Source organism: Rossellomorea marisflavi (genome assembly GCF_009806575.1).
Classification (GTDB): domain Bacteria; phylum Bacillota; class Bacilli; order Bacillales; family Bacillaceae_B; genus Rossellomorea; species Rossellomorea marisflavi_A.
The window spans coordinates 876,627-901,620 of record NZ_CP047095.1 but is presented as its reverse complement, the minus strand read 5'-3'; the positions used below and the strand labels follow the sequence as shown (position 1 = coordinate 901,620).

Below are 24,994 nucleotides of genomic sequence, written 5' to 3'. Positions count from 1 at the left end.
TTGTCTAATAAAAGAATGAATTTATCTCAAGAAGGAAAACAAATGTTAGATGAAGTCGCCGAACTTCTCGAAATAGATCGTCCTCAATCAGTAAAAATAGCTCTAGCCAAAGGTATTTCCATCAGTCAATCTGAGCCCAATCTAGATCCTATTAATGGAGGGAATAAATGGACAATTCCCGATAATGTTATTAAGCATCAAGAGTTCACCTTGTTTAAACATCTGATCATCAATGAAGCTCAACGTTCGTTGAATGACGATGAACTTCACCAATACATGTTGGCCTATATAGAGCAAGGATTACGTGAGATCAAAAGAATCAATGAAAGTAAGACTTCCATGGAAGATATCCGATTGATGATTATATAAACGACCCCCCCAGTGGACTCACTGGGGGGTCGTTTATTCTTAAATCCGGTCACTTAGAGGTAATATGTTTACAATATGTGGCGCTGGATTGGATAGCTCTCCTTTATCGTTTTGAATAGGTCCATGAACAATACACTGACCTTTCTTCAACGTTGAAAGAATGGCTTCCCACTGTTTCTTCTCACCAGGGTCTTTAGACAGACTGCCAGCAATGTTTGATACTTCTTGTTCTGGCGGAGAGAAATATACTTTTTGCGATGCATTTTGCAATCTAGCTAACTCACCCGCATCAAGTTGTGACTTCAGGAATTGGGTCGCATACCATGCAGACCATCCAAACTTTCGACCTTCTGTCAGAATCCTAGCAGAAGGAGACTTTTCGGTGTGATCCAAATTTTGCGCTTCATCCATAATGACAGGCATTGGCTGATTTTTATTACCGTATCTTACCGAGTAATTCCACAAATCCCATAGGATAAATTCAGTTATCATTAACTGAACATCACGTGGGAATCCAGTCAGTTGGATGATGTGAACTTCCCCATCACTTCTCACAATATCGCTCCATTTGAGGGACTGATCATTGTTAAAAGGATTGCGGTCGATCAGAGGACGAATTTGAGAAAGTGCCGTTTTAGCATAGCTACTTCCGTCTTCCTCCAACATCTCCTTCAATTTCACTAAACTCATCTCTTCGTCATATCGGTCAAGACCATTGAGAATGGCTTCATAGATTGCATTCTGTTGCTGAATCCCCAAACTTTTATAGACAGATGAGAATACGCTTTTTACCCGTTCAGCTACATCTGTATTGGATTCGGGTAGCTGAATCCCACCGATGTCTCGAATGTTCTTCTCAAACGGATTGATTGGTAGCTTCTCGCTATAGACAATCTTATGCTTGAGTTTATCACCCATGAAGGTGACGAACTCCTCTTCTAATTGGTTTGGAAGGAATCCTTCCGTATAGTCGATAACGATGCTTGGAATACCTAACTTTGACTTTTCTAGAAGTAAGCATTGCATAAAATACGTTTTCCCTTGCCCAGACTTACCGGAGATTAGTAAATGGCGGTTGGCCAATCCTTTATTTCCATATTCCCAGTAGATCTTATGGTTTGTTTTCTCTGGTTTCCCAATTAAGATTCTCGACTGCTCTAAGTCATGACCGCCAGCTAATTCTGGTTCTGGGTTTGGTTCTGGTTTTGGTTCTGGGTTTGGATCTGGATGCACTGTGGGTTTTACTATCTCTGGTTGTTCTTGATCATCATCACTCGGGTCTTTCATTCCTGAATTATCTTCACCGTTTGGAGAAGGATATACTCCATACGGTTCTGGAGGGTCCACTATAGATGTCAGGTGTTCATTATGATCCGAACTTTTTGAGGGAACATATGTTACTGAGAGTAAGTCTTCTTTGACAAAGTCTGTCTCTTTTTCTTGTACCCAATTACGCATTTCTACAATTGGTTGAACAAGTCCACTATATCCGTCTTTTTCAGTAAAGTTAAGTTGAAGGATGTTGGAATCATTCACTGCGCTTCGGTAATGAAGGTCTTTTTTGAATGAAAGTATAGCTCCTTCTCCAATAAATGGTTCTAAGCTGCTAGATATACTGTATTGGTCCTTAACTAGCTTCTCCCTCACCTCACCAAGTAATGAATATCCTTTACCTGACCAAAATTCACTTTGCTCGAGCTTTAACGCATTCGAAATTAGTAATTGAGCGAAGAAGTTACGATAAAACTTCCCAGTGAATGTATTCCCTACTTCACCTGTGAGCGTTTCAAATAACAGTTTTCTCGTTTTTTTGACTTGTGTTTTCGCCTTGTCAATGACTGCACTACTGTTGATTCCAATCTTCACTTCAACAGGATAGAAATGCAAGCTGAGTTTCTCACCCAGTTGCTCAAGACCAATTAGTAGTAAGTCATCGCTATGGCTACCTTTCACCCCTAAATTCTTAGCCGTAAAGACACCATCTGATCTATTTAGACTTACTGCTCCGGCTACTCTAAGTACTTCCTCAAGCGAGATGGGTACCCACAGGATATTCGGGTGATCCAAGTAAGAAACAGAGTATTTGATCGCCGAAATGATACTTAACTTTTCTCGATCAAAATGCCCTTTACTACCGATGATTCGCAACAGCCACTCTCCGTTGAAGGTATTGAATGCTTTAATAGTACTTAATACATTCTGATTTGTACCCTCTACTTCCTTATTATTGAGAAACTCTTTAATGACTGAATAATATTGATCAGATTTATCTGTTACTGTAATTGCATCATATCGGCTTGATGAAGAATACTGATCACTATAATGAATGACAACCAAGTTATCATCGTACTTATTGAAGTATTCAAGGTCAATGGTTGGATCTACAAAGGTAACCCAATGAGAAGCAGAGAAGATTTTCTTTAAATCTTCTTCATCTGTAGTCGTTGTCCTAGAGAAGATTGCTTCCCCCTTACGATAACTGTCATTCCCACTGTTTCGGAGATTGGCAGCTAGCTCGTTCACATAAAAAGACACTGTGGATACGTCGTTGTCTTCTTCTACAGTGTATGATTTGACGCCAAAACCACTTTTATAGTTCTCTTCATCTTTCATAGATGGCACACTAGAATAAAGGCCCTCAATGGAGATACCGCTTTCCATTTCACTCATAGGTTGAACAGCAAAACTCTCTTGAGCCTTCATCTTATAGAAGGATATGTGAGCATACTTATACTCTTCACTCTCACTCTTCTTGTAGAAAAATAGCTTTTCCCTTATCTTCTTCATGACATCTTCTTCATCGTACTCATTAAATTTTAACTTAAGATCAAAGTGTTCTTTTAATATTGCTATCGATTCAGTTCGAGCGAATAAATCAAATGCCGACTCTGTGTCGCTATCGCGGTATAGCGTGACTTCTACTGGCTTTAGCTTTTCAATCCCATCGTTTTTAATAACAGTAAGCATCCATTGAAGAATCCCTTTTAGTGCTTCATGATCGTTAATGATATGAATAATATTCACTTGTATGGGGGCCAAAGATTCATCAATAAATAGGTACGAAAAGTGTTCTTTAAATTGGACTAGCTTGTCACTTACTACTTTTGCGAGGAACTGATTCGCATCTGATACTGACACTTGCTGTACTTCCTTAAAAGTCAGCCATTCTAACGCTGATTGCTGATGTTCAGATTTGAATAATTGTTGCCTCTCATCATAAACAAACGGAAGAAGAGCATCCGGATGTAATCGATTGAGCACACTATTGTCCACCTCTTCATTCCCTAATAACTCATAAATCTTGAGTTTAAACGCAATCATGAGTGGGTGAAATGGGGTTAAATACATCATTTCATTGGATTGAATGGTTCCTAACTTAAATAAGTCCATTCCTTTTCTTCCAGCTGGACTACCATCTTTAAACGATCCTATATCGTTTAAATAGGCGGAAATATATTCTTTTGCTCGTTGAGCGTAAGTCTCAGATACATAAGTCAAACTTGGAATCGTATTATTCACTTTAAAGTGAGTAATAAAACGACTGTAGGCTTCTCTCAAATCGTCGCTAAGCTTAAGATCTTCAGCCATTAATTGATCAGACTCGAATTTGGCATGCTTTATACCATCTTCTACCCATTGATCTTCCCATTGAAAATATTGTTTATAGTCTGGATTAAGGTAAAATTCACTGTTTTCTAGTACTAATCGATTGGTTTCTTTCAACCACTGGACATCCTGTCCTTTTTCTCGGATAAGTTTCCAAAGTCTCTGACCTGTGATTGGGAAGGAGTCTTTGATCTCATTCCTCAGCAATACCGGTATGGTCACTTCATCAAAGACTAAGTTGATTTTAAGCTCATCATCATCATCAAATGCCTCTGCTAGTGGCTTCACTGTCACAACACTTTCAGTAGAGACCTGGACATTTTGTCCATTCGCTTCTACTTCTTGAACCTCTTTCTTCAAGCCTCTTCCCATGATAATCTGGTCACCTTCATACTGCAGGCCGACTACTTGCTTAACAGGATCCACAGAATAGCTGGACTTAAAGTTCTCTAAGTCGATTGGTTCCAATGGTACGACTGCTATCAAACAATCAACACCAAGACTGACCTTCTTATCATGCTTGTATGTGAATCTAGCAAAGGTTACTTGGTTTTTCTTAGCTTTGATTGAAATTTCTATATTTGATTTTTTCACATCCACTTCGCATACCGATTTGAATTGGTTTTGAACTGTAAGGAAGTTTTTCGAAAGACTCTTTACACCTTGCATCTCAAAGTGAGCATGAAGATTTACTTCATCTAACTGCTCAGGATTAAAGACAATAATATGCCTTTTTCGATGACCTGCCTTGGTTTCTTTATGAGGTTTATTCCACAATGGAAGCTTATGTATAGCTTTCATGTCTTGGAGATCCACTTTCTTGTTACCTGTAGTCTCAGTGAATTCTTTGTGCAACTTGTGCACTTCAGGGAAAGACACTTCCATCCAGTCTTCAGATTTAAGCTCTTTTACACCATTAGGCAAGAACTTCTTTTCTAATTCGTCATCGCCCAATCCTAGATCGTGAACTCTTTTTACAAAATCGAAAAGTTCTCGGTTATCATCCAAGCGGCTTTGTTGATCTTTTCCTTTGAATGATCCCAAATCAGGATCTTTAAACAGTCCAAATTTATGATACTCTTGATTTTCGATCGATCCTTTTTCCAAAGTGTTAAAGAGATCTTCAAAGTCAAACAGTGTAATCTGTTGATAGGCTTGCTCTTTTAATAAATTTTCCAGATTATCTTGCAGGATAATTTGATCTACCTTATCTAAAACGCTATTCTCAATCTTGATCTTCAGATTTGAAAAGATGGAGTTTAGGTGGAGGGGCATCCCTTCTTTTTGGAGATCACTGCTTCCTCCTTGGATTGAATCCAATTGCTCAGAAACTATACTTAACAACGCTGTATTCTTCCAAGCATCTTTTTGTTCACCTACTAAGTTCCTTAGCGTCACTAGGAAATCTGGAGTCACATGGCTTGAAGTATATGCTACTACCAGATTGACATTGTTAAATGGAATGGAGAAGGTTTGATATTCTTCACCTTCTTCATGTTTATAGTGAAAGGATTGAATGTTTTTTATTTCTTTTAGGGCATCAATTAACAGTTCTAGTTCAACTTGACTATCTAATTGGAGGTAGTATCTGTTTCCTGCTTTTATTTTTGTGTTCTTAAAATAGTCTAGTACAGTAGATACAATGTAATTATAAAATTGGTTTGACATATTGAGCATCACCACTATCACTTTTTTTGTCTATAATATTTAGATTGTCTAAAACGTTCATGACTTCTTTTTTAGAATGCAGGTCAAGACCAATTCCGCGCTTCTCAAATTCGTCGAAAAGATCGTTAAGAGGGATACGCTTGTCCTTTACTGCTACTGCCGTCATCAAATGTAGGAGGTCATGTTTGATATTCAGTACATTCCCAATGCTTCCCCTGCTCTTAATAAAATGATCAGATGCCAAATCATCAATGTTCTTACCAAATTTGTCAGCAACGCTGCTACTTGTACCGGCCTCTAAGCATTTGAATAGAATGTTAAATGCTTCAGGAAGAGTAGTGGACTGATCTTCAATATTCACCTGTGTAAATGGTAGATTTTTATATTCTTTGATCCACAGTTTCACGTCAGCTAAAAATTCTTGTTCATATTCGTCCCCTTTTTCTTGGATAGACTGATACAACGAGCTATATGGCGTAAAAGCATATGGTCCCTCTTCAGCAACTCGCATATCGTTATGACTTAAGTGAGAGATAGTATGAATATGGGGAAATAGTTTTCTTGCGTTCCCCTTAATGAACTTGTATCCATCCACCTCATCCGCTGCGCGTCTTCTTTTATTAATCGGCTCCCAATCCAATGCAAAATAGAGTGGGGTCACTTGATTGAAATCCGCATTTGTGAACTGTTCAAACTTAAACACTAGCTGCATTGCATACATAAGCGTGTAGAAATGTGTGAGAAGCGGAAATGAGGCTAGAAAATAATCTGTGTGTTTGCTTAAGAATAGAACATCTTCCTGATAACGCTGCACCAACGGTGGAAGAAGAGATTGATACTGTTGCTTTTTTTCTTTTGTAGGTCGCAATCCATTTAACTGATTTAAGATTAAATCGGTCAAAATATTATCAGACTTCTTGCTCTTAAATATGTCTTTAATGGACTCATTATTTGATGCAAGGGTTTCAGATAGGAATTGTGCATATTTCCCAAACTCGTTTTCATACTTCTTCTCAACTGGAATGTAGTTGAACAGATGCGGATGGATCGGTTTAATCTTGTCATCACTGGCCAAATAACGATCTAAAAACCTAATGAAATCATATTCAGCATCCCCATCACCTTGAAACTCTACTTGACTTGCAATATGTTCACTATATTTATTCTTATGCTCAGTGGTAAAAGTATCGATCTCTGAATAAGCACTTGGATCTAACTCAACTGATGAATTATATCTAACAAATTCACCTAATACTTTGTTAAAGTTCCCTTTTATTGCGGCTGTTCTCTTAGTTAGGAAAGGGACAATGTCAAATACATTCCCCACATCATGCTTATTTTTTGTAAATAGATGATCTTTCAGATCATCCACATTTAGATGCCCCATGTTTAGTTCTCCCTTTCAAATACAAAGCGATCAAAGTCGTCTTTTTTGATCTTGTAATATTTCTTATCATCTGGATAGTGAATGAGCATTTCGTTTCTTTGTTCACCAAAAGTCATAAGCTTTTCAATATATTCAACGAACTTTATTGCATCCTCTTTATCTTTTTTGTTTGGCCTATAGCCTTCTTGTACTTTCATCAGTAATTCATATAGAGGAAAATCTATATCTAAAAATTCTCTATTTGATGAATCTCCATCATGATAGCCAATCAGAATCGTTGACTTGAATGAAGATAGGATCTCTTCTGAACTATGCTTTAAATGACTTGCATATGGCTTTAAATTCAATTGTTGAGCAAGCCTGAATTTCTCATCTGCCTTGTTAACGTAGATGTAATCTTTCTTAGGCGTTCCTTTCCAATTAAAAATGGCGGATTTGATTTCCCCATAGAAAGTAATGATTGAATCCTTATTTTTCACATTGAAATTATAGAGATACCTAAGGTATGAAGCAAAATTCGAGTCTATCAAATTGGTAGCGAATGATTGATTTGACAAATACGCCAGGCGGATAAACGTCCTAAAGAATAAGTTAAATGATTCACCAATCAGTTGTGCATCATTGGCCAATGGTTTTAGCCAAGCTTTTCCCGCTGCTGAGTGTATATGTTCCGAGATAAGACCATCCCAGTCGTTAAGCGTGTTCAGTTCAATGACAATGTGATCAATATGAACAGAACGCTTATGAATCGGGTCTAATTTACTCATGGCATGTAAGATTCCCGAACGTTCCTTTCGATTAAACAACAAGGTAGGCACTGAGTTTTTTAGGATTTCAAATTCAGACATGAATTCAATTGGCCTTTGATCGTCATCGTCGGGAAGAATAATATCCGCAATAAAGTTTAAAAAGGCCCGCGCTGATATAACGAGTTTATGTTTGACTATTGCTTCAACTAGAAGATTCACAATTTGCTTTTGGACAAACTCAGATTGAAGCATCCTAAAGTTTTCGTGAGCCATTGTATTGCTGTCTCTCTTCTCATCTTCAGCTAAAGCCAGGGTAAATGGGTTGAGTTCATGTTTAGAAAAAATCCTTTGAAAAAGAGTAAGATAAAAACTTGAGGTTGGACCACTTTCAGTCAATTCATAGGAATGATAGTCACCAAAACTAAGTAAATCTGTATTCCCTTCTGAAAAGTGCGTTGTAATTTCAGGAGAAAATAAACCACTAGTTTCCACAAACTGCTTCAGCCTCGTATAAGAATATGTCTGATGTTTTTCGTTAATGAAATTGTGAAGAACCCCCATGTTAATGGCAAGAATGATCTTATCCTGATTTTGGTCGATTTGTTCATCTGAAAAACCTTTTAACACTTCCTCGAGAGTTTCCATCGCATTTTTTCCTGGAGAAAAACTTTCAGTAGCATCATTATAAATTGTGTACTCTTCTAGTAACTCGCTCTTGTTTTCCTTCAAATACGCAAGAAGATGTGATTTCCCATCCCCAACGCTACCACACAGCAAAATTAAATTGCCTTTATTTGTATTTGCTCGACCTCTTAAAATCTTCTCAAAATCTAATTGAATTTGACGGTCGACGTGCATATAGTTTTTGAATCGACTAAATTGATTCGCATTTTCAATCGCTTCTTGAGAAGAATCTTGTAGACGCCTTAATTCCCTTATGAGAAAACTCTCTCCGTCTGGCAAGTTATTTTCGAATATCTCATTGGAATTATCTGATGGGACTTCCATAGGAGCTGGTCCTACATCTTTATTCTCCTTGCCAATAGAATTCGTCCCAAAAAGTTGTAGGATTTTTTGGTGAACAAGATCTTCAATATCCACATCGGGCTTAGGAGGTTTTGGCACTTCGTAAATCGGAATCTTTACTTGGTCTATGGTATAAACCTCAACAAACCAAACAGCAATATGGTACATTTCTTTATGCAGTTTAAAAGCAGCCGTTATGTCATTGAAGTTTCCGTCATGTGCGGCTTTATTCCCTGATAAACGAATTGTGTCAAAAGACTGTTGAATCTTACGGTCTATGTACTCATTGCGTGTAAGATACGAAATTCTATCGTATAGAGATTGTCCATATGAAGATTCAAGCTTTTCAATTTTATAAACCTCATCTAATATGGCCTCTAGGAATAATCTCGCTTTAACAATAGAACTCCCTGCGTCCTCATATATTAGTTCTTCCATTTTCTTCGCGTTTTGTGCAGCTACCTGATTAACTGGTTCTATGAAACTCAGAAAATACTGGTCATTTGTAGTCAAAATTAATCATCTCCGGCCTATTTCTTTTGTAATAATTTTAACATATATGTCACCCAAAAATTTGGATAACCCTCTAAATATCTATCGTTTTTTTAGAAAAGGCGAATAAAGGTTCGTCTATTATTGAAGATCTAGCTAATAGAGTATATAATATTCTCATTGGAATACGTACGTAAAGTGGAGGTTATATATATGGATGCAGCATTTAGTTATACTTTCCCTGCCATAAAAGGAATTCAAGCAGACAAAGAGTACTATGTGGCAATGTGCCCTTTAAGAATCATTCCAAAGATTTTTCTATTTGATGAAGATGAGATACCACCTGAGCACCGTGCTCAACGTATTCTCAATAAGAGCCGCATACCTGAAATAACGAATTATATTGTAGAAAATCATCGAGATTATGTCTTTTCATCTTTAACAGCTTCCATTGACGGAGATTTGGAGTTCATTCCGTTTGGACAAGAACCCTCCTCCAAAGACTTAGGACAGTTGCGAATTTCATTGGATGCTAGATTTCTCATAAATGATGGTCAACATCGTCGGGCAGCCATCGAAGAAGCTCTTAAAACTGCACCGGAGATTGGTTCCGAAACCATTTCGGTAGTCTTTTATCATGATGAGGGATTGACCAAATCTCAGCAGATTTTCTCCGACCTCAATCGCCATGCAGTAAATACAACCTCTTCCATTGGTATTCTTTACGATCATCGTGATAAATTAGCTCTCGTTACGAAAGAGTTAGTCAGTGAGATCCCTTTACTGAAACGATATACAGACCGTGAACGAGTCTCACTATCTAAGAACTCACCCAAGATTTTAGCGCTAAATCATGTATTTAATACAAATCTGAGACTTCTTGGGAAGGCCAAGGGGGATCAAATTTCCGATGAAGACAAAGAGTTCTTGCTAGAATTTTGGAAAGTTCTTACCAATAGTATCGTAGAGTGGCAGGATATCTTGAACAAAAAATTATCTCCCAGAGATTTAAGAGCTAACTTTATTGTAGGACATGGGGTTTTTATCGAGGCAATAGGATTACTGGGAAGATATCTACGAGAATATCACTCTGAAGACTGGAAGACTTATATTGAAGCCCTATCAACAGTCGATTGGAACCGTTCAAACACCGACCACTGGCTAGGAAGAGCATTTAACCAGAATGGAAGGATCCAAAAAAACAATCAAACAATCCAGTTAACAACAAATAAAATTAAATCTCTTCTACAACTTCCGCTTCTAGAACATGAGGTTCAATTAGAGAATAAATTTAAGCAAGGGGATAATTAACATGAACGAAGGAATTATATCTAGCCTCTTTACTGATGAAAAATCAGTTCTTGATAAAGCAAAAGAACAAATTATAGATGTCTATCTTTCAGATGACCGTCCATGGGTTGTAGGTTATAGCGGGGGTAAAGACTCTACCGTCGTTGTACAACTTGTATTCGAAGCACTAAAACAGCTACCACCTGAAAAATTGCATAAAAAAATATATGTAATCTCATCTGATACACTCGTGGAAACTCCACTCATTATTCAATCCATTAACCAGACACTTCGTAAGGTTCAGGAGAAAGCATTAGAATTAGGGTTGCCAATAGAAACACACAAAGTCAAACCAGTTGTAGAGCAGTCTTTTTGGTACAACATTATTGGAAAAGGGTACCCCTCCCCTAACCAACAGTTCCGTTGGTGTACTGATCGTTTAAAAATTGATCCTGCTAATCAATTTATTACTGATAAAGTGAGTTCTTTTGGTGAAGTCATTATGGTATTGGGCGTACGTGAAGATGAGAGTGCCACTAGAGCAAATGTTATAAAATCTCATACAGTAGAAGGTAAAGTTTTAATGCGGCACTCAACGCTATCTAATGCCTATGTATATGCCCCTATCAAATCATTTGATCTAGATGACGTATGGGATTACTTACTAAACAATCCATCTCCTTGGGGAGACGACAACTACGAACTACATAGACTTTACCAAGATTCAAGCAGCGGGGAATGTCCGTTAGTCGTAGATAAAACGGTAAAAGATACAGCAGGTTCATGTGGAAATAGTCGATTTGGTTGCTGGGTTTGTACCGTTGTAAATGAAGACAAGGCACTTTCAGGATTCATTCAAACTGGACACGATTGGATGAAGCCATTGTTAAACTTTAGAAACTGGCTCTCTGCTATTAGGGATGACCGAACAATGAGAATGAAATATCGTAAGCACGGTCAAATCTACTTTAGAGATATTCTCGTTGAAATGATCGACGAGAAGGAATACCACCATATTCCTAAGAAAGGTAGCCGTCCAAAGGAATTAGTTGAAATTAATGATGAAAACTACTTCATCGTCCCTAAAGCACACCTAAGATCATATCTTGATGAACACAATATTGACCTTAGTACTGAACAAGGCCACAATATTTTGGTTACTTACGTAGATGAAGAAACAAATAAAGAAAAATACGCGCAGCTTGGACTAGGGCCTTTCACAATGAAAGCTCGCAGAGAAATTCTCGAACGACTTCTTAAAACCCAGAAACAACTTCAACATCCAGATGATCCAAACTATGAATTAATTAAAGAAGAAGAACTAAAAGCAATTAGGAAAATTTGGTATAAAGCTGGGGAATGGGAAGATCACGTTCCTTCCATCTTTAAGGAAGCGATTGGACACGACCTGGAATGGGAGCTAGATGATCGCCCACTTTTCAATAATGACCAAATTTCTGATCTTGAATTGCTATGCGAAGAATACAAAGTGGACATTAAAGTCATCAAAAAACTTCTTTTTGTTGAAAAAGACTTTTCAGGTTTAAAAGTACGAAGAGGACTTATGGAAGAAATGTCCAAAGTACTTAAACAAGATTATTTACACTTATAAGATTTAGGAGACGAATTATGTACCTCAAGAAGATTCACCTAACAAACATAGGTCCCTACCGCGGAATGCATACTATTGACCTCTCTACATCTCCAGAAAAAAATACGGTTTTAATTGGTGGAGAAAATGGAGTTGGGAAGACTACACTTCTCAACTCCATAAAGATGGGGCTTTTTGGCTCCTTTGGTTTTGGTTACAAAACTGAAAACAAAGAATACCTTAAAAAGGTTGATTCTATACTTAACTACTCTGCAAAAGTAAATGGAGAAAATAACTTCCGCCTACGCCTTGATTTTGATCTTATTGATGATTTGACGAAGAAAGAATACTCTCTTTATCGAGCATGGAAATACCAAAATAAATCCGTTAAAGAAACACTCGATGTCCTACAAGATGGTAAATACTTAAATGATTACGAAAAAGAAGTATTCCAATCAAAATTAAAAGAAATAATGCCTCCTCATCTATTAGACCTATGCTTATTTGATGGAGAAGAGATTTCAAGAATTATCAACAATAACCTTCTTTCGAGTTATATTGAGAAACTAACCAATGTTCTTTTTAATCTCGATCTATTTGAAGTAATGGAAAAAGATCTAGATATCTATAGCCAACAAAAAGAAAATATATCCTCATTAAACACACAAGAAAAAGAACTTATATCATTAAGAGAAGTGAAAAACAATCACGTCTCAACCATCTCATCCTTAAATGAACAGATAGAAAGACTGTCACAATCTAAAAATGAGGTGGAGGAAGAATATTCTCGAATTAAAAATGACTTTGAAATACACGGTGGACTAATCAGAGACGAGCGTGAAGAAATTCATTCTTCTATTAATGAGCTAGAAAATGAGCGTAAACAAAATCAAGAACGCATTAAACATTTTGTCTCTAGTATGCTTCCTTTCTTCCTAGTAAGGGATCTTGTAACGGATACCAGAGAGCAACTGATTAACGAAGAAAAGTTTCAACTCTACTCTTCTTTGGATGAAAAATTAACTCAAGACAAGATTAGAAACATTTTGCAACAGTTATCAATCTCATCAAATAATCAAGATGCGGAAGAAATCCTTAAAAATGAAATTCTTTCTACCGTTAAACCTTCTGATGAAACTGGACTTATTCACGGAGCATCCTTTTCCGAAGGAAATCAGGTAGAAAATATTTATCAGGAAGTTAGTACGCAAAGACTAGATTTGCACATTACCACCATTGAGGAAAATAAAACAAAGTTAAAAGAAATTCAAAATCTTAAAAGCAAGCTGAAGTTGAACGATTCCTCTTCTGAATTTAGCATAATGGTCTCTGATATGGAAAAATATAATCGTCAATTAAATCAGTTATCTCAGCAAATAGACGCTATCGAAGTAAAACTTCATGAAGAACAAGTTCAATTAAGTAAAATTAACAATCAAATTGAGTCGATCGAACATAAGTTTAAAGATCAAGAAAAGAGCAGAAATTCGTTTGTAGAATCTCAGAAAATCATTTCATTGAGTCAAAAATTTCGTAGAATCCAACTTCAAAAGAAATTACAAGAAGTCCAAATGGAAGCACTAAGAATGCTTAATAAGCTTATGAGGAAAAGAAACTATATTGCCTCTATTAAAATTGATCCATCTTCATTTGAGGTCTATTTATTTGATCAACAAAACGAAGCAATGGAAAAATCCACGCTATCTGCAGGTGAAAAGGAAATCCTTCTACTTTCAATTATCTGGGCGATCTTCAAATGCTCTGGACGAAATGTTCCATTTATATTTGATACGCTACTTGGACGTTTAGATCGTACCCACAAACAGAGTATCTTAACGCACTATATTCCTAACTGTGGTCGCCAAGCGATTGTGCTTTCGACAGATTCTGAGATTGACGAAGGTACCTATAGTCTTCTACATGAGTACACCGCTAAGGAATACACCCTTAGTTTCGATGTTAATAAGAAAGAAACAAGCATCTTAGATAATTACTTTTCTTTTAAGGGACAGGAGGTTAACCATTGAACTTTAGGATCAAAACATCAAAAAGCACAGGTGAGTCCCTGAAGGCTCTCCAGTCTTCAACTGGTCTAACCTGGAACATATTATCAAGAATAGCAGTTGGTTTATCCCTCCGAATTCCTGACCTACCTGATTTGATTCAAGATAAAAGCGGAGTAGACATTCATCGTAATGCCATGACTGGTGAACACGATTATGTGTTCAAAGCACTAATTCGGCAGCATGCTAAACGTAATTTATCAGATGAGGAATATTTCCCTGATTACTTTAACGCTCATTTAGAACGAGGAATAAAGCTACTTGAAAATGAATACCGTCATGCTGGTAATTACGATAAGTTGTTAAATAATTTACTTAAAATCGATGCATAAAGGGGCCAATACTTATGTTATACCTGGATAACAGTGCAACTACTCCCCTCCTGCCTGAAGTAAAAGAAGCAATGCTTCCATACTTACTCGAAGAATTCGGAAACCCTTCGAGTAAGTACTACTCCTACGCTATCAATGCAAAACAAGCAGTAGAAATAGCTCGAGAAAACGTGGCAGAGTTGTTAGGCAGCAAGCCCGAAGAGATCATCTTCACAAGTGGATCAACTGAAACAAACAATATGGTACTTAAGGGTGTAGCCGACCGGCACCAGTCGAAGGGTAAACATATTGTCACCTCTAAAACCGAACATCCCGCCATTCTAGATGTTTGTAAGTACTTAGAGGAAAAAGGTTTTGAGATCACTTATTTAGATGTAGATTCATATGGAAGAGTATCATACGATGACGTACAGAACGCCCTGCGCGATGATACAATTCTCGTAACCATTATGTGGGGAAATAATGAGCTGGGTTCACTTAATCCAATTAAAGAAATATCAACTCTCTGCCTTGAAAAAGGCATCTTCTTTCATACAGACGCTACCCAAGTAATTGGAAAAATATCATTTTCTTTGGATGATTATCCCGGTATCACATTCCTATCATGCTCTGCACACAAATTTCACGGGCCAAAAGGGACAGGTGTTGCATTCATTCGTAAAGATGAGTATGGCATCTCCACTCCTTTAACACCTCTTTTTCATGGAGGTGGACAAGAACAGGATCTGAGAAGTGGTACTCTAGCTGTACACAACATTGTCGGAATGGGAAAAGCTGCAGAAATTGCTTCTTCCTCGCTTAATGATCATATAGCTAAATTAGAACACCTCGAAAGCGTGTTAAAGGATTTATTACTTAGTAAGTTTGGTTCCGTTATAACTTTTAATAATGATGACCATAATAAAATCCCTGGAATTTTGAGTGTTCAATTTAAAGGATTAAACAATGAGATTCTAGTGAAGAAATTATCACCAGTTATGGCGGTATCAACTGGATCTGCATGTAGCTCTAGTAAACCAAGTCATGTATTAGCGGCAATTGGGTTGTCTTTAGATGAGGTGAGAAATACAATTAGGTTTTCTTTGTCACACTTAATTAGTGTTAAGGATTTAGACATAATCAAGTCTCTATAAAAAAGAAGTAATAGCCAAAATATATTTAGGCTATTACTTCTTTTTTTATATACGTATTGCTCATGTTTAGCTTAAACTCCTATTTTCTCCTTCAATCTTCATTTTAATCGTATTCAATTGCCCAGCAGTTTTTCATAGCGTTTTATTCCTTCAGACCCTAGAATCCCTTCCAATAATTAAAAAACTTCAATCAATTACCTATAATTGTAAAAACTTGACGTTCTGTCTGTTCCGACCTTCTTTGTGCAACTTGATAATGGTTGTAAAAAGGGGCGTAACCTTTGCTAGAACGTGATGTATATAAGAAATATCTAGGTGTTCACCTTAGGAATAAGAGGATAGAGCTCGACTTGACTCAGGATGAACTTGAGGAAAAAGCAGGTTTGAGCGAAACCATGATCAGCAAAATCGAGAACAACGAACGACTCCCCAGTTCCTACACCCTCTATTTGATAACCAGCGCAATGGGAATCAGCATTGACCAGTTGAATCAAGACATTGCCCGATCCATTCATGAAGAGACCAATGAACCTACATAATCTCAAGCAATCCATTTTCCACGGAGGTGATCGATCATCGTCAGAAAATCACAATGGACCAAGATGATGGTAATCCAGAACAAGAAGACCCTCACCTATGAATTCATCGGCTTCAAAGACGAACAGGCGTATGGAGAGATTTATGTCACCAATGACGATTCGAAGACCTCCATCTTCCGGGGAACCGGATTGAAGAGAGTCATGCGGGATGCGAAGAAAGGAAGCTGCATGCGTTAAGCTGCAGCTTTCTTTCTTTGCGTAATGTGGTGGAGTACTACATACGTTGCACGCTGATGTTTAAAAGGGTACTATCTAACGCTCACTAGTATAACCATTTGAATCAGGGATAACCTATTCGGTGGAGGTGCTATAAGTGAGAAAGAAATTCGAAATAAACCTGATTAAATGGCTTTATTTCTTTGGTATTGGTTCCTTTATTTTGTTAGTTAATAAACCTCTTGCAAAGGACTGGCTCCTTGTTTTCTTTATAAAGAGTTATTATGCATCGTTGGTCGATAAGTTGGTTGTATATAAAGGGTATGTCGAATATCCCACACGGTTTCCGAAACGTGTTAAAACGAGCGTATTGTTCGATTACATCCTTTTTCCGATTACATGTGTCTTTTATAATCAAATCACTAAGGATTCTCCTATCCTTAAGTGCCTGATAAAGGTCCTGTATTTAAGTGTACCCTTGACCCTTATTGAGCTATGGCTAGAAAAAAACACTCAGCTTGTAAAATATAAAAAAGGATGGAATGGGAGCACTACTTTTTATTCACTTTCTTTTTCCTTTTTAGTAGTCAGGTTTTCAATGTATGTTATAAGACGTTTATTTGATAATCAAAAAAGACCGAATCATCCCACCTTATAGCGTGTATGTGGAAGCAGGAAGCTCATCAATTTTCATACGAAGTAAACTATACGGTTTCTCTCGCAGGTCATTTCCATAATGAAACCTTGCCTGCCGATGTAATTGATTTACAATGACATATAGGTATCGATCCGGACCAATCGAAAAAGTATCCGGCCATAAGATTCTCGGATCATGTGCAATGGTTTCCATTGTGCCATTCGGCCATATCTTTCGTATACTATTGTTTTCATAATCTCCAGCATAAACCGCCCCTTTTGCATCTGTAATCATGCCATCCGATGCACCTTTTTCTCCCCAATACTCCACATGATAAGGTAGATCCGTGTCCGGGATCGTTTTGTCTCTAAGGGCCTCTGTTGAGATCGAGAACAAGTGACGGCTGGTTAGTGGAGCAAAATATACTGTCTTCCCATCGTGAGAAATCGCGAGACTATCAGAAGCTAATGTAAATTGGGAAGTGGATCCATCTTTGTTTCGATTCATTAAAATCCGACCTTCAACCTTCGGTAAAAAATAGGGATCGGGTGATGTTGAGTTTGCCCCATTTAACCGCCTGAATGCGTGTCCAGTTGATAAATCCACAACGATAATAGCTCCTGGTCCTTTCGATGATGAATCCGTGATATATGCATAACCCGCTTTCCCTACACGGAAATCAAATCGCACATCATTCAGATACGTTGTGGCCAGGACAACATCTTTCGAAAAGGTATAAACCTTTCTGATTGTATTGGTTTCTAAATCAACAGCGACTAATTTCGCTCCACCTTTAATCGGTTCGGAAAAATTGGGTGCCGCTGTATCCAATACCCATAGCGTTCCCCTTCCATCGGCAACTACACTTTGGACACTGATGAACGTCATGGTGATATCCTCGTAGTTCTCCACATTCGTTTGTACATCAGGATAAGGCTGTAAGGTATTCTCAACAATTTCCCCCACAGTAAACTTGACATCGTCTCCCCACTTCGGAAAACAAACGAAAATACGACCCGTTTCAGAAACAGTAACTCCTGTGGGCATAGCTCCATAAAATGAATGAACTAATTCTAATTCACCGAAATATTTTTCACTAGGTAAGAAAGGCTTCATGATATCCTCCTTAAGCAACACGGATATCACCTATATATGTGATAAGTTTCTTCTAGTGCATGTTTCAATTTACTTAGTTATGAGGTCATACTCGAATGATGCTCCCGAGTAAAGTAAGGCACTTGAATGGAAAACTCTCTATTTCTTCATAATCCCCGCCACCAAACGCGTCAACACTTTCCGCGGCAAGAATCGCCCCATTTGTGTGGTCGCATAGTTCGACTTCCCATCAACGACGAAGCTGTTTCCTTTCGCCAGGGCGTGGAAGGCGGATTGGACGACTTGTTCTGCAGTCCGCATTTTCCCGAAGGAGACATCTCCGGCCGTTTCAAAGAATGAGGTTGCTGTTGCCCCCGGGCAGAGAGCAAGTACCTTGATGCCCTTCTTCCGGTATTCTTCCCAGAGGGATTCAGTAAAGGAGAGGACGAAGGCTTTGGTTGCGCCGTACACGGCCATGTAGGGGACGGGCTGGAATGAGACGACGGAGGCGAGGTTAATGATGGTGCCCGAGCCTTTTGCCACCATGTCCTTCAGGTACAGATGCGTCATATCCACCACCGCAGCCACGTTCACCATGACCTGGTTGTGATCGGTCTCATGGGGGTTGGAGAGGAATTCACCGCTTGTGGCGAAGCCGGCATTGTTCACCAGGTAATCGACGGTGAGCCCGAGCTCCTGCGTTTGCTTATAGACGTCCTTCGCCCCGTACTCCTTGCTGAGGTCGGCCGTGATGACCGTAGCGTTCACGTTCCATTGTGTTTGCAGTTCCGTTGCGAGCTCCTGCAATTTCCCCGTCGAGCGGGCGACGAGGATGACGTCCATTCCTTTCGCTGCGAGCTGCGTGGCAAACTCTTTCCCGATGCCGGATGAGGCTCCTGTGATCAATGCGGTTTGGTTCATTTGTTTCTACTCCCTTTCTGAGTTTATATGTTTAATCATTTGAACATTCAGGTTGAAAGAAAGGATCTGAAGCCGGATGACTAAAGATCGCATGTACTTTCCACTGTATGGATCAGTTGCTTCAGCAGTCCGACCGATGGCTCGAGGGCCAATGAGTAGAGACGCTGTGTGCCTTTTTGTTCGATGGTGACCAGCTGATTGTCCCTGAGGATCTTCAGATGATGCGAAATGGCTGGTCGTGATAGCGTGGAATGCTCGGTGATTTCGTTTACGGTCAAATGGTCATGCTCTGCCAGCAGCAAAATGATGTCCTGCCGTGCCGGATCACTCAATGCCTGCAAGAGCGGAATACAGGAACGAAACACGTCGATGGCCTGTTGCCCCATATCCATCCCCCTCTAATGTCTATTTGTTTAAGCTAATCAACTCAATGATAGTCAAACGAGCGCCAAACTTCAAGACTAACGGGCCCTCTCCTGGACATTTCGCACCGTCGCCGTCACCCATTTCCTCGGGATGAAGCGGATGCTGTTGGCAAGCAGCTTATTCTTGAATCCCGGGATGACGATGGTCTTCCCTCTCATCAACCCATCATACCCGATGCGCGCAACCGTCTGGACATCCATCACGCCGCTCTTGAACAGCTTCGACTCACCCAGATTCGCACGGGACTTGAACCCGGTCTCCGTCGGCCCCGGACATAAAGCCGTCACCGTGACGCCGCTCCCCTTCAGTTCGTTCTCAAGCGCCTCCGTCAGTGAAAGCACATACGATTTCGTCGCATAATACACCGCCATGAGCGGTCCCGGCTGAAAGGCAGCAGAAGACGCGACGTTCATGATCCTCCCGCGCCCTCTCTCCTTCATCCCCGGCAGGAACAGCTTGGTCAACGCGGTCAGTGCCTTGATATTGATATCGATCATGGACAGCTCATCCTCAAGATCGGTCTCATCAAAAGCCCCATACAAGCCGAAGCCGGCATTATTCACCAGCACATCGATCTCGATATGCTTACCCTTCAGTTCTTCCTTCAGGCGGTACGCTTCCTCCGGCTTCCCTAGATCCATGGCGATCACAGTACCCCGGATCCCGTACTGCGCCTCCAGCTCCCCCTTCAGCTGATTGAGCTTCCCTTCACTTCTTGCCACAAGCACAAGATCATAGCCGTCCTTCGCAAAGAGCTTGGCGAGCTCCAGTCCTATGCCCGATGAAGCGCCTGTTATGAGTGCGGTTTGGTTGGTCATGGTTGGATCCCTTCCTTTTCTTATGATTAGTTTTTTATGTTTAATAACTTAAACGTTTAAACATTTAAACATATTGTAGTGAATTGTTTTGAGGTTGTCAATAAACGTTATCTGCAAATCCAGATGTAAATAGACAAAGCCAGTCAAGGTTAAAAAATTACAAGTCTATATCATACAAAATGAGATTCTGAGAACTTATCTCAACAAATGTTCCTTTCGGATAAGGTTCTCCCTCGATATCAAGAGTAACTATACTTGATCCAATTCTAAAATCACAACACCCATACTCAAATAATGTTTCAACTTTACAAACTATAATTGTGGAGTTTCCATCACTTTTAATACAGTATTGCTCTTTGACCGACTTAGTAACATCTTTTCTCCACTCTACTGTATCTGGTATTTCTAGCTCGACAAAATATTCTCGACCTTCTATTGGATTTTCTCCATTCCACCTAGCTTTTCCACCACCAAACTCAGAAGTAAAGCTTACTACAATCTGGTCATTATATTTCTCTACATTTTTTATTATTTTGATTTTCATGGACATCACCTCTGAATTGGAACTCTTATAATAGTGTTACCGTAAGTCATAGTATCTTCGATTGGGTCATAAATAATCGTCTGGGTTAATAACTTTTAAAAAGTCATTTACGAGAGTACCAAAACCATATTTTTTCCATATTTCTATTAACTCTTCAGGAAGTTTATAAAGTTAGTCTTAAAAGTGGACACAAGGAATTGAAAATCCATACAATTTACTTACCTTCTAAAAAGGACGTGTTCACATGGTTAAACATTATTCAAGTGAGTACAAAGAATATGTAGCGAAGATGGTTGTGGAGGATGGCCGAAAAGCTACAGATCTTGCTTTTGAACTTGATCTTCATTATTCCTCTGTTAACCGATGGGTTAACCAATATAGGCAAAAAATCGATGCTGCCAACGCACCTAAGGAGTACATTACGTCCTCTGAATTGGAAGCTCTAAAAAAACAGCACGAAAAACAAATGAAGGAGCTTCAAGAGGAGAACGAAATCCTAAAAAAGGCCATGCACATCTTCTCCAAAAGGCACATGTGAAATATCAGTTCATTCAATCTCATTCGGATGAACACAAGGTGGTGAAGATGTGCCAGGTTCTCAATGTCTCAACCAGTGGTTATTATAAGTGGCTAAACCGTCAAAACGAAACGAACACCGAAAGGCAACGCCTAAAAAACGAAGTGAAACAAAAGATAGCGCAATCCTTCCATGAAAGTTTTGGGACATACGGGAGTCCCAGGGTTCATCAGGATTTGATTGAGTGGGGATACTCTATTTCACAAAAGACTGTGGCCCGATATATGCAAGATATAGATCTTCGAGCCATCCCATTAAGAAAGTATGTCGTGACCACTGATTCGGACCATGACCTGAAGGTCTATCCTAACTTACTTAAGAGGAATTTCACGGCCCCTACACCAGATACGATATGGGTGGCGGATATCACCTATATTCGGACGATCGAAGGGTGGCTTTATCTTGCCTCCATTATGGACCTATTTTCACGAAAGATTGTCGGCTGGAGTTTCGGGACGTCCATGAAGACAATCCTTATTTTACGTGCACTCGAAATGGCAATCACAACCAGAAATCCGGATGGAAATCTTATTCACCACTCAGATCGTGGCACTCAATATTGTTCAAATGACTATGTGCAGGTACTGAAGCAACATGGTTTTCAGCTCAGTATGAGCCGAAAAGGAGATCCGTATGACAATGCCTGTATTGAATCTTTTCATGCGACACTTAAAAAGGAATGGATCTACCGTACCAAGTTCAAGACCCTCACGGAGGCGGAAAAATCAGTTCAATACTATATTTCAAACCAGTACAATGAGAGACGAAAACATTCTGCATTAGGCTACCAATCCCCTAACCAATTTGAGCGAAACCATAACCATGAACTTCTGCTTTAAATTCCAACTTATACTCGTTTGGCGTGAAAAAGAATCAATCCTCCAGTTGGATTGATGGTTTTTCATGCCCCACCAAACGTAGTGCGGTAGGGCTTTTAGATAAAGTTATTTGCATTTTTCACTGTCTATTTTATTGACAGAAGTCCATTTATCCTTATATTTTAAAATAACCTCTTCATCAACTGTTTCAAGTTTAATAAAATCGCTAAATATAGTTTCCAATTAAAATACCTCCTTTGATTATTGAGTTAATTTCACATTTAAATAAGTATTCTTTAGTTGCTCAGGTGCCAAACTAGTATGTTTGCTAACCATCATGAGTTTTTGATTCAAAAGTCATTTTACTTTTAACTATAAAGATCTTAAAGTAAAAAACCTTGAAAGGCATATAGCCAATCAAGGTTTCACAATACTGATTTAACCGTTTTGATGTTCCTTTTTCGCTAAATCAATCGCTACGGCTAATTTAATTTGAAAAATTTTACTTAACCCTCTTTGAAAATCCTTCAGATTAAAAGTTTCAATTATAGGAACTTCCGAATGATTGACTCTACTAATTTCAATTTTAGCAATTCTATCAAGGTTAACTAAAATAGTGAATATGTCTTCGCTTTGGTCAGGTGTCCAATTTAAAATATATGCACTTTTTACTTCTCCAAAAGTAGTTCTTAACACATTCATTATTGCTTCTGCTTTACCATCTTGAGCCGAAACAATGTTCGAACCTTCTAACACCTTTCTGAAATCCTGTTCCTGTTTGCTTCCGATTAGTTTCATTTTATCACCCCTGGTATAGTGGTAACTAGATTCCCATACTTATCGGTTAGTACCGTCATAAAATTTGTAGGAGAACCACTAAACTTATCAATACCTATGTTTGAGTCTAATGTAACTTCCCTTACATATCTAGCCTGCTTCTCGATTGTCCCATCTGCTAACTTTATATCTGAGTATAAAACTCTTGAAACTGGAGTATTCAAGTACTCCCTTCTAAGCATACAATGCTTATCTGTATTTTATAAATAATTAGCGGTTCATTCGGCACTAGGTAGCCCCCCCAACAAAAAAGAAACCTTGAAAGGCATTAGCCAATCTGAACTGAGCCCTATAGTTTGGACAATTTAATAAAAGCACCTTTATTGTTTAAGCTGCTATGAGATGACTCCGGTATTGTGCCGGAGTCATTTTTTGGAGTTTCCATTGTCTGCGTTCGCAATTGTAATAATCAATATATGCGTCGACCATGGCGCAGACCTCATCGAGGTCAGATGCTAATGAATAATCAACGTAATCTTTCAAGTGCCCAAAGAATGATTCCATCGGCGCATTGTCGAGGCAGTTTCCACGACGGGACATAGATTGAACCATTCCCATCTCACGGATGCGTGCCTGATAAGCAGGATGTATATAATGGAATCCTTGGTCGGAATGTATCATGGCTTCTGGGTGGATATTTCCTTGAAGTCGTTCTTCAAGCTTTTTCGTCGTATGAAGAACGAGCTCCATACGGAGGCTAGTCGATACATGATGTGCCAGAATTTCACGTGTAGCGACGTCTTTCACACAAGAGAGATAGACATTTTGACCAGACCCGATTCGAAGATAGGTGATGTCTGTGACGAGAACCTTGCCCGGCTCTTCTTGGTTGAACCGACGGTTCAGGTGATTAGGCACAGTCCTATGTTCATACGTCGCCTTGGCGAGTTTACGGTAGGCGTTCTGCCTACGGATTTTCGTCACGATCCCGAACTTCCGCATAAGGCGAAGGATACGTTTATGGTTCATCGGTACACCACTAAGATCAAGTATCTCCATGTAAAGACCGCGATAGCCGAGCCTCCCGTTGTGACGATCGTGAACACGTTTTAGAAGTAGATAATCCGCATAGTCACGTTCTTCCCGAAGGGAATCAATGTCTCTACGCGCAAGCCAGGCGTAATAGCCGCTGCGACTCACCTCGGCAAGCGTACAAAGTTCTGTGACGAACCGACCGGATGATAATTTCTGTACGACCATATTGATGGCCTGATATCGCTCAGTTGCTGTCAGTGACGGTGTTTCGCCTCTCTTTCGAGAGCTTCGAGCTTTTTTAGTAGTTCGTTCTCCGCCGTGAGATACTTGATCCGTGCTTCTGCTTTCGCAAGACGTCGTTCAACGGATTCGTCTTGTTTTGGTCGACCACCAAGATTTGATTTTCCACGTCTATCATTCAGGAGTCCTTCCTCCCCGTACATTCGATATGTCCTGCGCCATCGTTTCAACGCTTCGTTCGCCGTTTGCTTACCAATCACCAATAAGTCAAAGCCACTCTCCTCAAAGATTTCAATTGGTCGTTTTCCGGCTAAGTTCTCGCGTACCGCATGAACCTTGAACTCTCCGTTGTATTGGATGGTACAATCCGATACCGAGGTTACGTGAGGATTTGTTTCCAGCTGTCTGATTTGATCTGGATTGAAAGTACGTCTGTTCATAAATAGTTCTCCCGTCTGAATTGAATAGATATAGTATAGCGTTATCTCTAAACACAAAAAACCCCAAATGGGGTCTTTTATCAAGTGTCCACCATTCAGGGTTCAGTTCAATCAAGGTCATCTTTAAACTTTTTTACTTCTACTTTGTTTTCACGCCTTCTTTCATATTCTCCACTAAATTATTTAACCACTTTCTTACTTTTAA

Annotated in this window: 21 protein-coding genes; 11 read left to right on the top strand and 10 right to left on the bottom strand. The window is 39.1% G+C overall.

What is annotated here, in order from left to right; genetic code table 11:
* A complete protein-coding gene (locus D5E69_RS04795; protein WP_159129324.1) occupies positions 1-369 on the top strand; it encodes a hypothetical protein in 369 nt (122 codons plus the stop codon).
* A gap of 39 nt (positions 370-408) precedes the next feature.
* On the opposite strand, the gene dptH is transcribed toward D5E69_RS04795, so the two are convergent.
* From dptH to dptF, 3 genes are read right to left on the bottom strand one after another with little or no spacing between them, the layout of a single operon-like run.
* Entirely contained in the window at positions 409-5,643 is a 5,235-nt protein-coding gene (gene dptH, locus D5E69_RS04790; protein ID WP_159129323.1) for a DNA phosphorothioation-dependent restriction protein DptH, read from the bottom strand.
* Positions 5,624-7,015 (bottom strand): DNA phosphorothioation-dependent restriction protein DptG, encoded by a 1,392-nt coding sequence (gene dptG, locus D5E69_RS04785; RefSeq protein ID WP_249931557.1) that lies wholly within the window; start codon positions 7,013-7,015, stop codon positions 5,624-5,626. The genes dptH and dptG overlap by 20 nt, the downstream gene beginning before the upstream one ends.
* 17 nt (positions 7,016-7,032) lie before the next feature.
* Positions 7,033-9,318: a DNA phosphorothioation-dependent restriction protein DptF gene (gene dptF, locus D5E69_RS04780; RefSeq protein ID WP_249931556.1), complete on the bottom strand. Its 2,286-nt coding sequence runs from the start codon at positions 9,316-9,318 to the stop codon at positions 7,033-7,035.
* Between the two features lie 192 nt (positions 9,319-9,510).
* Between dptF and dndB the strand changes: the two genes are divergently transcribed.
* From dndB to D5E69_RS24040, 8 genes are all read left to right on the top strand, one after another.
* Positions 9,511-10,608: a DNA sulfur modification protein DndB gene (gene dndB / locus D5E69_RS04775; protein ID WP_159129320.1), complete on the top strand. Its 1,098-nt coding sequence runs from the start codon at positions 9,511-9,513 to the stop codon at positions 10,606-10,608.
* A gap of 1 nt (position 10,609) precedes the next feature.
* Positions 10,610-12,199: a DNA phosphorothioation system sulfurtransferase DndC gene (gene dndC, locus D5E69_RS04770; RefSeq protein ID WP_159129319.1), complete on the top strand. Its 1,590-nt coding sequence runs from the start codon at positions 10,610-10,612 to the stop codon at positions 12,197-12,199.
* A 17-nt stretch (positions 12,200-12,216) separates the two neighbouring features.
* A complete protein-coding gene (gene dndD / locus D5E69_RS04765) occupies positions 12,217-14,205 on the top strand; it encodes a DNA sulfur modification protein DndD (protein WP_159129318.1) in 1,989 nt (662 codons plus the stop codon).
* On the top strand, positions 14,202-14,573 hold the full coding sequence (gene dndE / locus D5E69_RS04760) for a DNA sulfur modification protein DndE (RefSeq protein ID WP_148796769.1): 372 nt from the start codon (positions 14,202-14,204) through the stop codon (positions 14,571-14,573). Before dndD ends, dndE begins: the two co-directional genes overlap by 4 nt.
* A 14-nt stretch (positions 14,574-14,587) precedes the next feature.
* The gene (locus D5E69_RS04755) at positions 14,588-15,706 is read left to right on the top strand and encodes a cysteine desulfurase family protein (RefSeq protein ID WP_159129317.1); all 1,119 of its coding nucleotides are present in this window, start codon (positions 14,588-14,590) and stop codon (positions 15,704-15,706) included.
* Positions 15,707-15,987: 281 nt separating this feature from the next.
* The gene (locus tag D5E69_RS04750) at positions 15,988-16,245 is read left to right on the top strand and encodes a helix-turn-helix domain-containing protein (protein ID WP_159129316.1); all 258 of its coding nucleotides are present in this window, start codon (positions 15,988-15,990) and stop codon (positions 16,243-16,245) included.
* A gap of 63 nt (positions 16,246-16,308) precedes the next feature.
* Positions 16,309-16,482, top strand: coding sequence for a hypothetical protein (locus tag D5E69_RS04745; protein ID WP_159129315.1), 174 nt, complete (start codon positions 16,309-16,311; stop codon positions 16,480-16,482).
* Between the two features lie 136 nt (positions 16,483-16,618).
* On the top strand, positions 16,619-17,119 hold the full coding sequence (locus D5E69_RS24040) for a CBO0543 family protein (protein ID WP_430757493.1): 501 nt from the start codon (positions 16,619-16,621) through the stop codon (positions 17,117-17,119).
* Here D5E69_RS24040 and D5E69_RS04740 read toward each other — a convergent pair.
* From D5E69_RS04740 to D5E69_RS04720, 5 genes are all read right to left on the bottom strand, one after another.
* Positions 17,114-18,214 carry an L-dopachrome tautomerase-related protein gene (locus D5E69_RS04740; RefSeq protein ID WP_159129314.1) on the bottom strand — a complete coding sequence of 367 codons (1,101 nt, stop codon included), beginning with the start codon at positions 18,212-18,214 and terminating at the stop codon, positions 17,114-17,116. The genes D5E69_RS24040 and D5E69_RS04740 overlap by 6 nt on opposite strands.
* Positions 18,215-18,352: 138 nt before the next feature.
* Positions 18,353-19,114, bottom strand: a complete 762-nt coding sequence (locus tag D5E69_RS04735) for an SDR family NAD(P)-dependent oxidoreductase (RefSeq protein WP_159129313.1) — start codon at positions 19,112-19,114, stop codon at positions 18,353-18,355.
* An 80-nt stretch (positions 19,115-19,194) separates the two neighbouring features.
* Positions 19,195-19,500, bottom strand: a complete 306-nt coding sequence (locus tag D5E69_RS04730) for an ArsR/SmtB family transcription factor (RefSeq protein ID WP_048005433.1) — start codon at positions 19,498-19,500, stop codon at positions 19,195-19,197.
* 75 nt (positions 19,501-19,575) lie between these two features.
* On the bottom strand, positions 19,576-20,358 hold the full coding sequence (locus D5E69_RS04725) for an SDR family NAD(P)-dependent oxidoreductase (protein WP_159129312.1): 783 nt from the start codon (positions 20,356-20,358) through the stop codon (positions 19,576-19,578).
* A 157-nt stretch (positions 20,359-20,515) separates the two neighbouring features.
* On the bottom strand, positions 20,516-20,902 hold the full coding sequence (locus tag D5E69_RS04720; protein ID WP_159129311.1) for a hypothetical protein: 387 nt from the start codon (positions 20,900-20,902) through the stop codon (positions 20,516-20,518).
* Between the two features lie 244 nt (positions 20,903-21,146).
* Here D5E69_RS04720 and D5E69_RS04715 point away from each other — a divergent pair, with 244 nt between their 5' ends.
* Together D5E69_RS04715 and D5E69_RS04710 are read left to right on the top strand one after the other, a co-directional pair.
* The gene (locus D5E69_RS04715; RefSeq protein WP_048014404.1) at positions 21,147-21,440 is read left to right on the top strand and encodes a transposase; all 294 of its coding nucleotides are present in this window, start codon (positions 21,147-21,149) and stop codon (positions 21,438-21,440) included.
* Positions 21,437-22,318, top strand: coding sequence for an IS3 family transposase (locus tag D5E69_RS04710; protein ID WP_159129310.1), 882 nt, complete (start codon positions 21,437-21,439; stop codon positions 22,316-22,318). The genes D5E69_RS04715 and D5E69_RS04710 overlap by 4 nt, the downstream gene beginning before the upstream one ends.
* 417 nt (positions 22,319-22,735) lie before the next feature.
* Here the strand turns inward: D5E69_RS04710 and D5E69_RS04705 are convergent, their stop codons facing one another.
* The gene (locus D5E69_RS04705; RefSeq protein ID WP_048015948.1) at positions 22,736-23,095 is read right to left on the bottom strand and encodes a hypothetical protein; all 360 of its coding nucleotides are present in this window, start codon (positions 23,093-23,095) and stop codon (positions 22,736-22,738) included.
* Between the two features lie 366 nt (positions 23,096-23,461).
* Positions 23,462-24,789 (bottom strand): IS3 family transposase gene (locus D5E69_RS04700; protein WP_430757492.1). Its coding sequence is split into 2 segments (ribosomal slippage): positions 23,462-24,411 and positions 24,411-24,789, totalling 1,329 coding nucleotides; the frame shifts between segments, so codons are not numbered across the junction.
* Between the last annotated feature and the right edge of the window lie 205 nt (positions 24,790-24,994).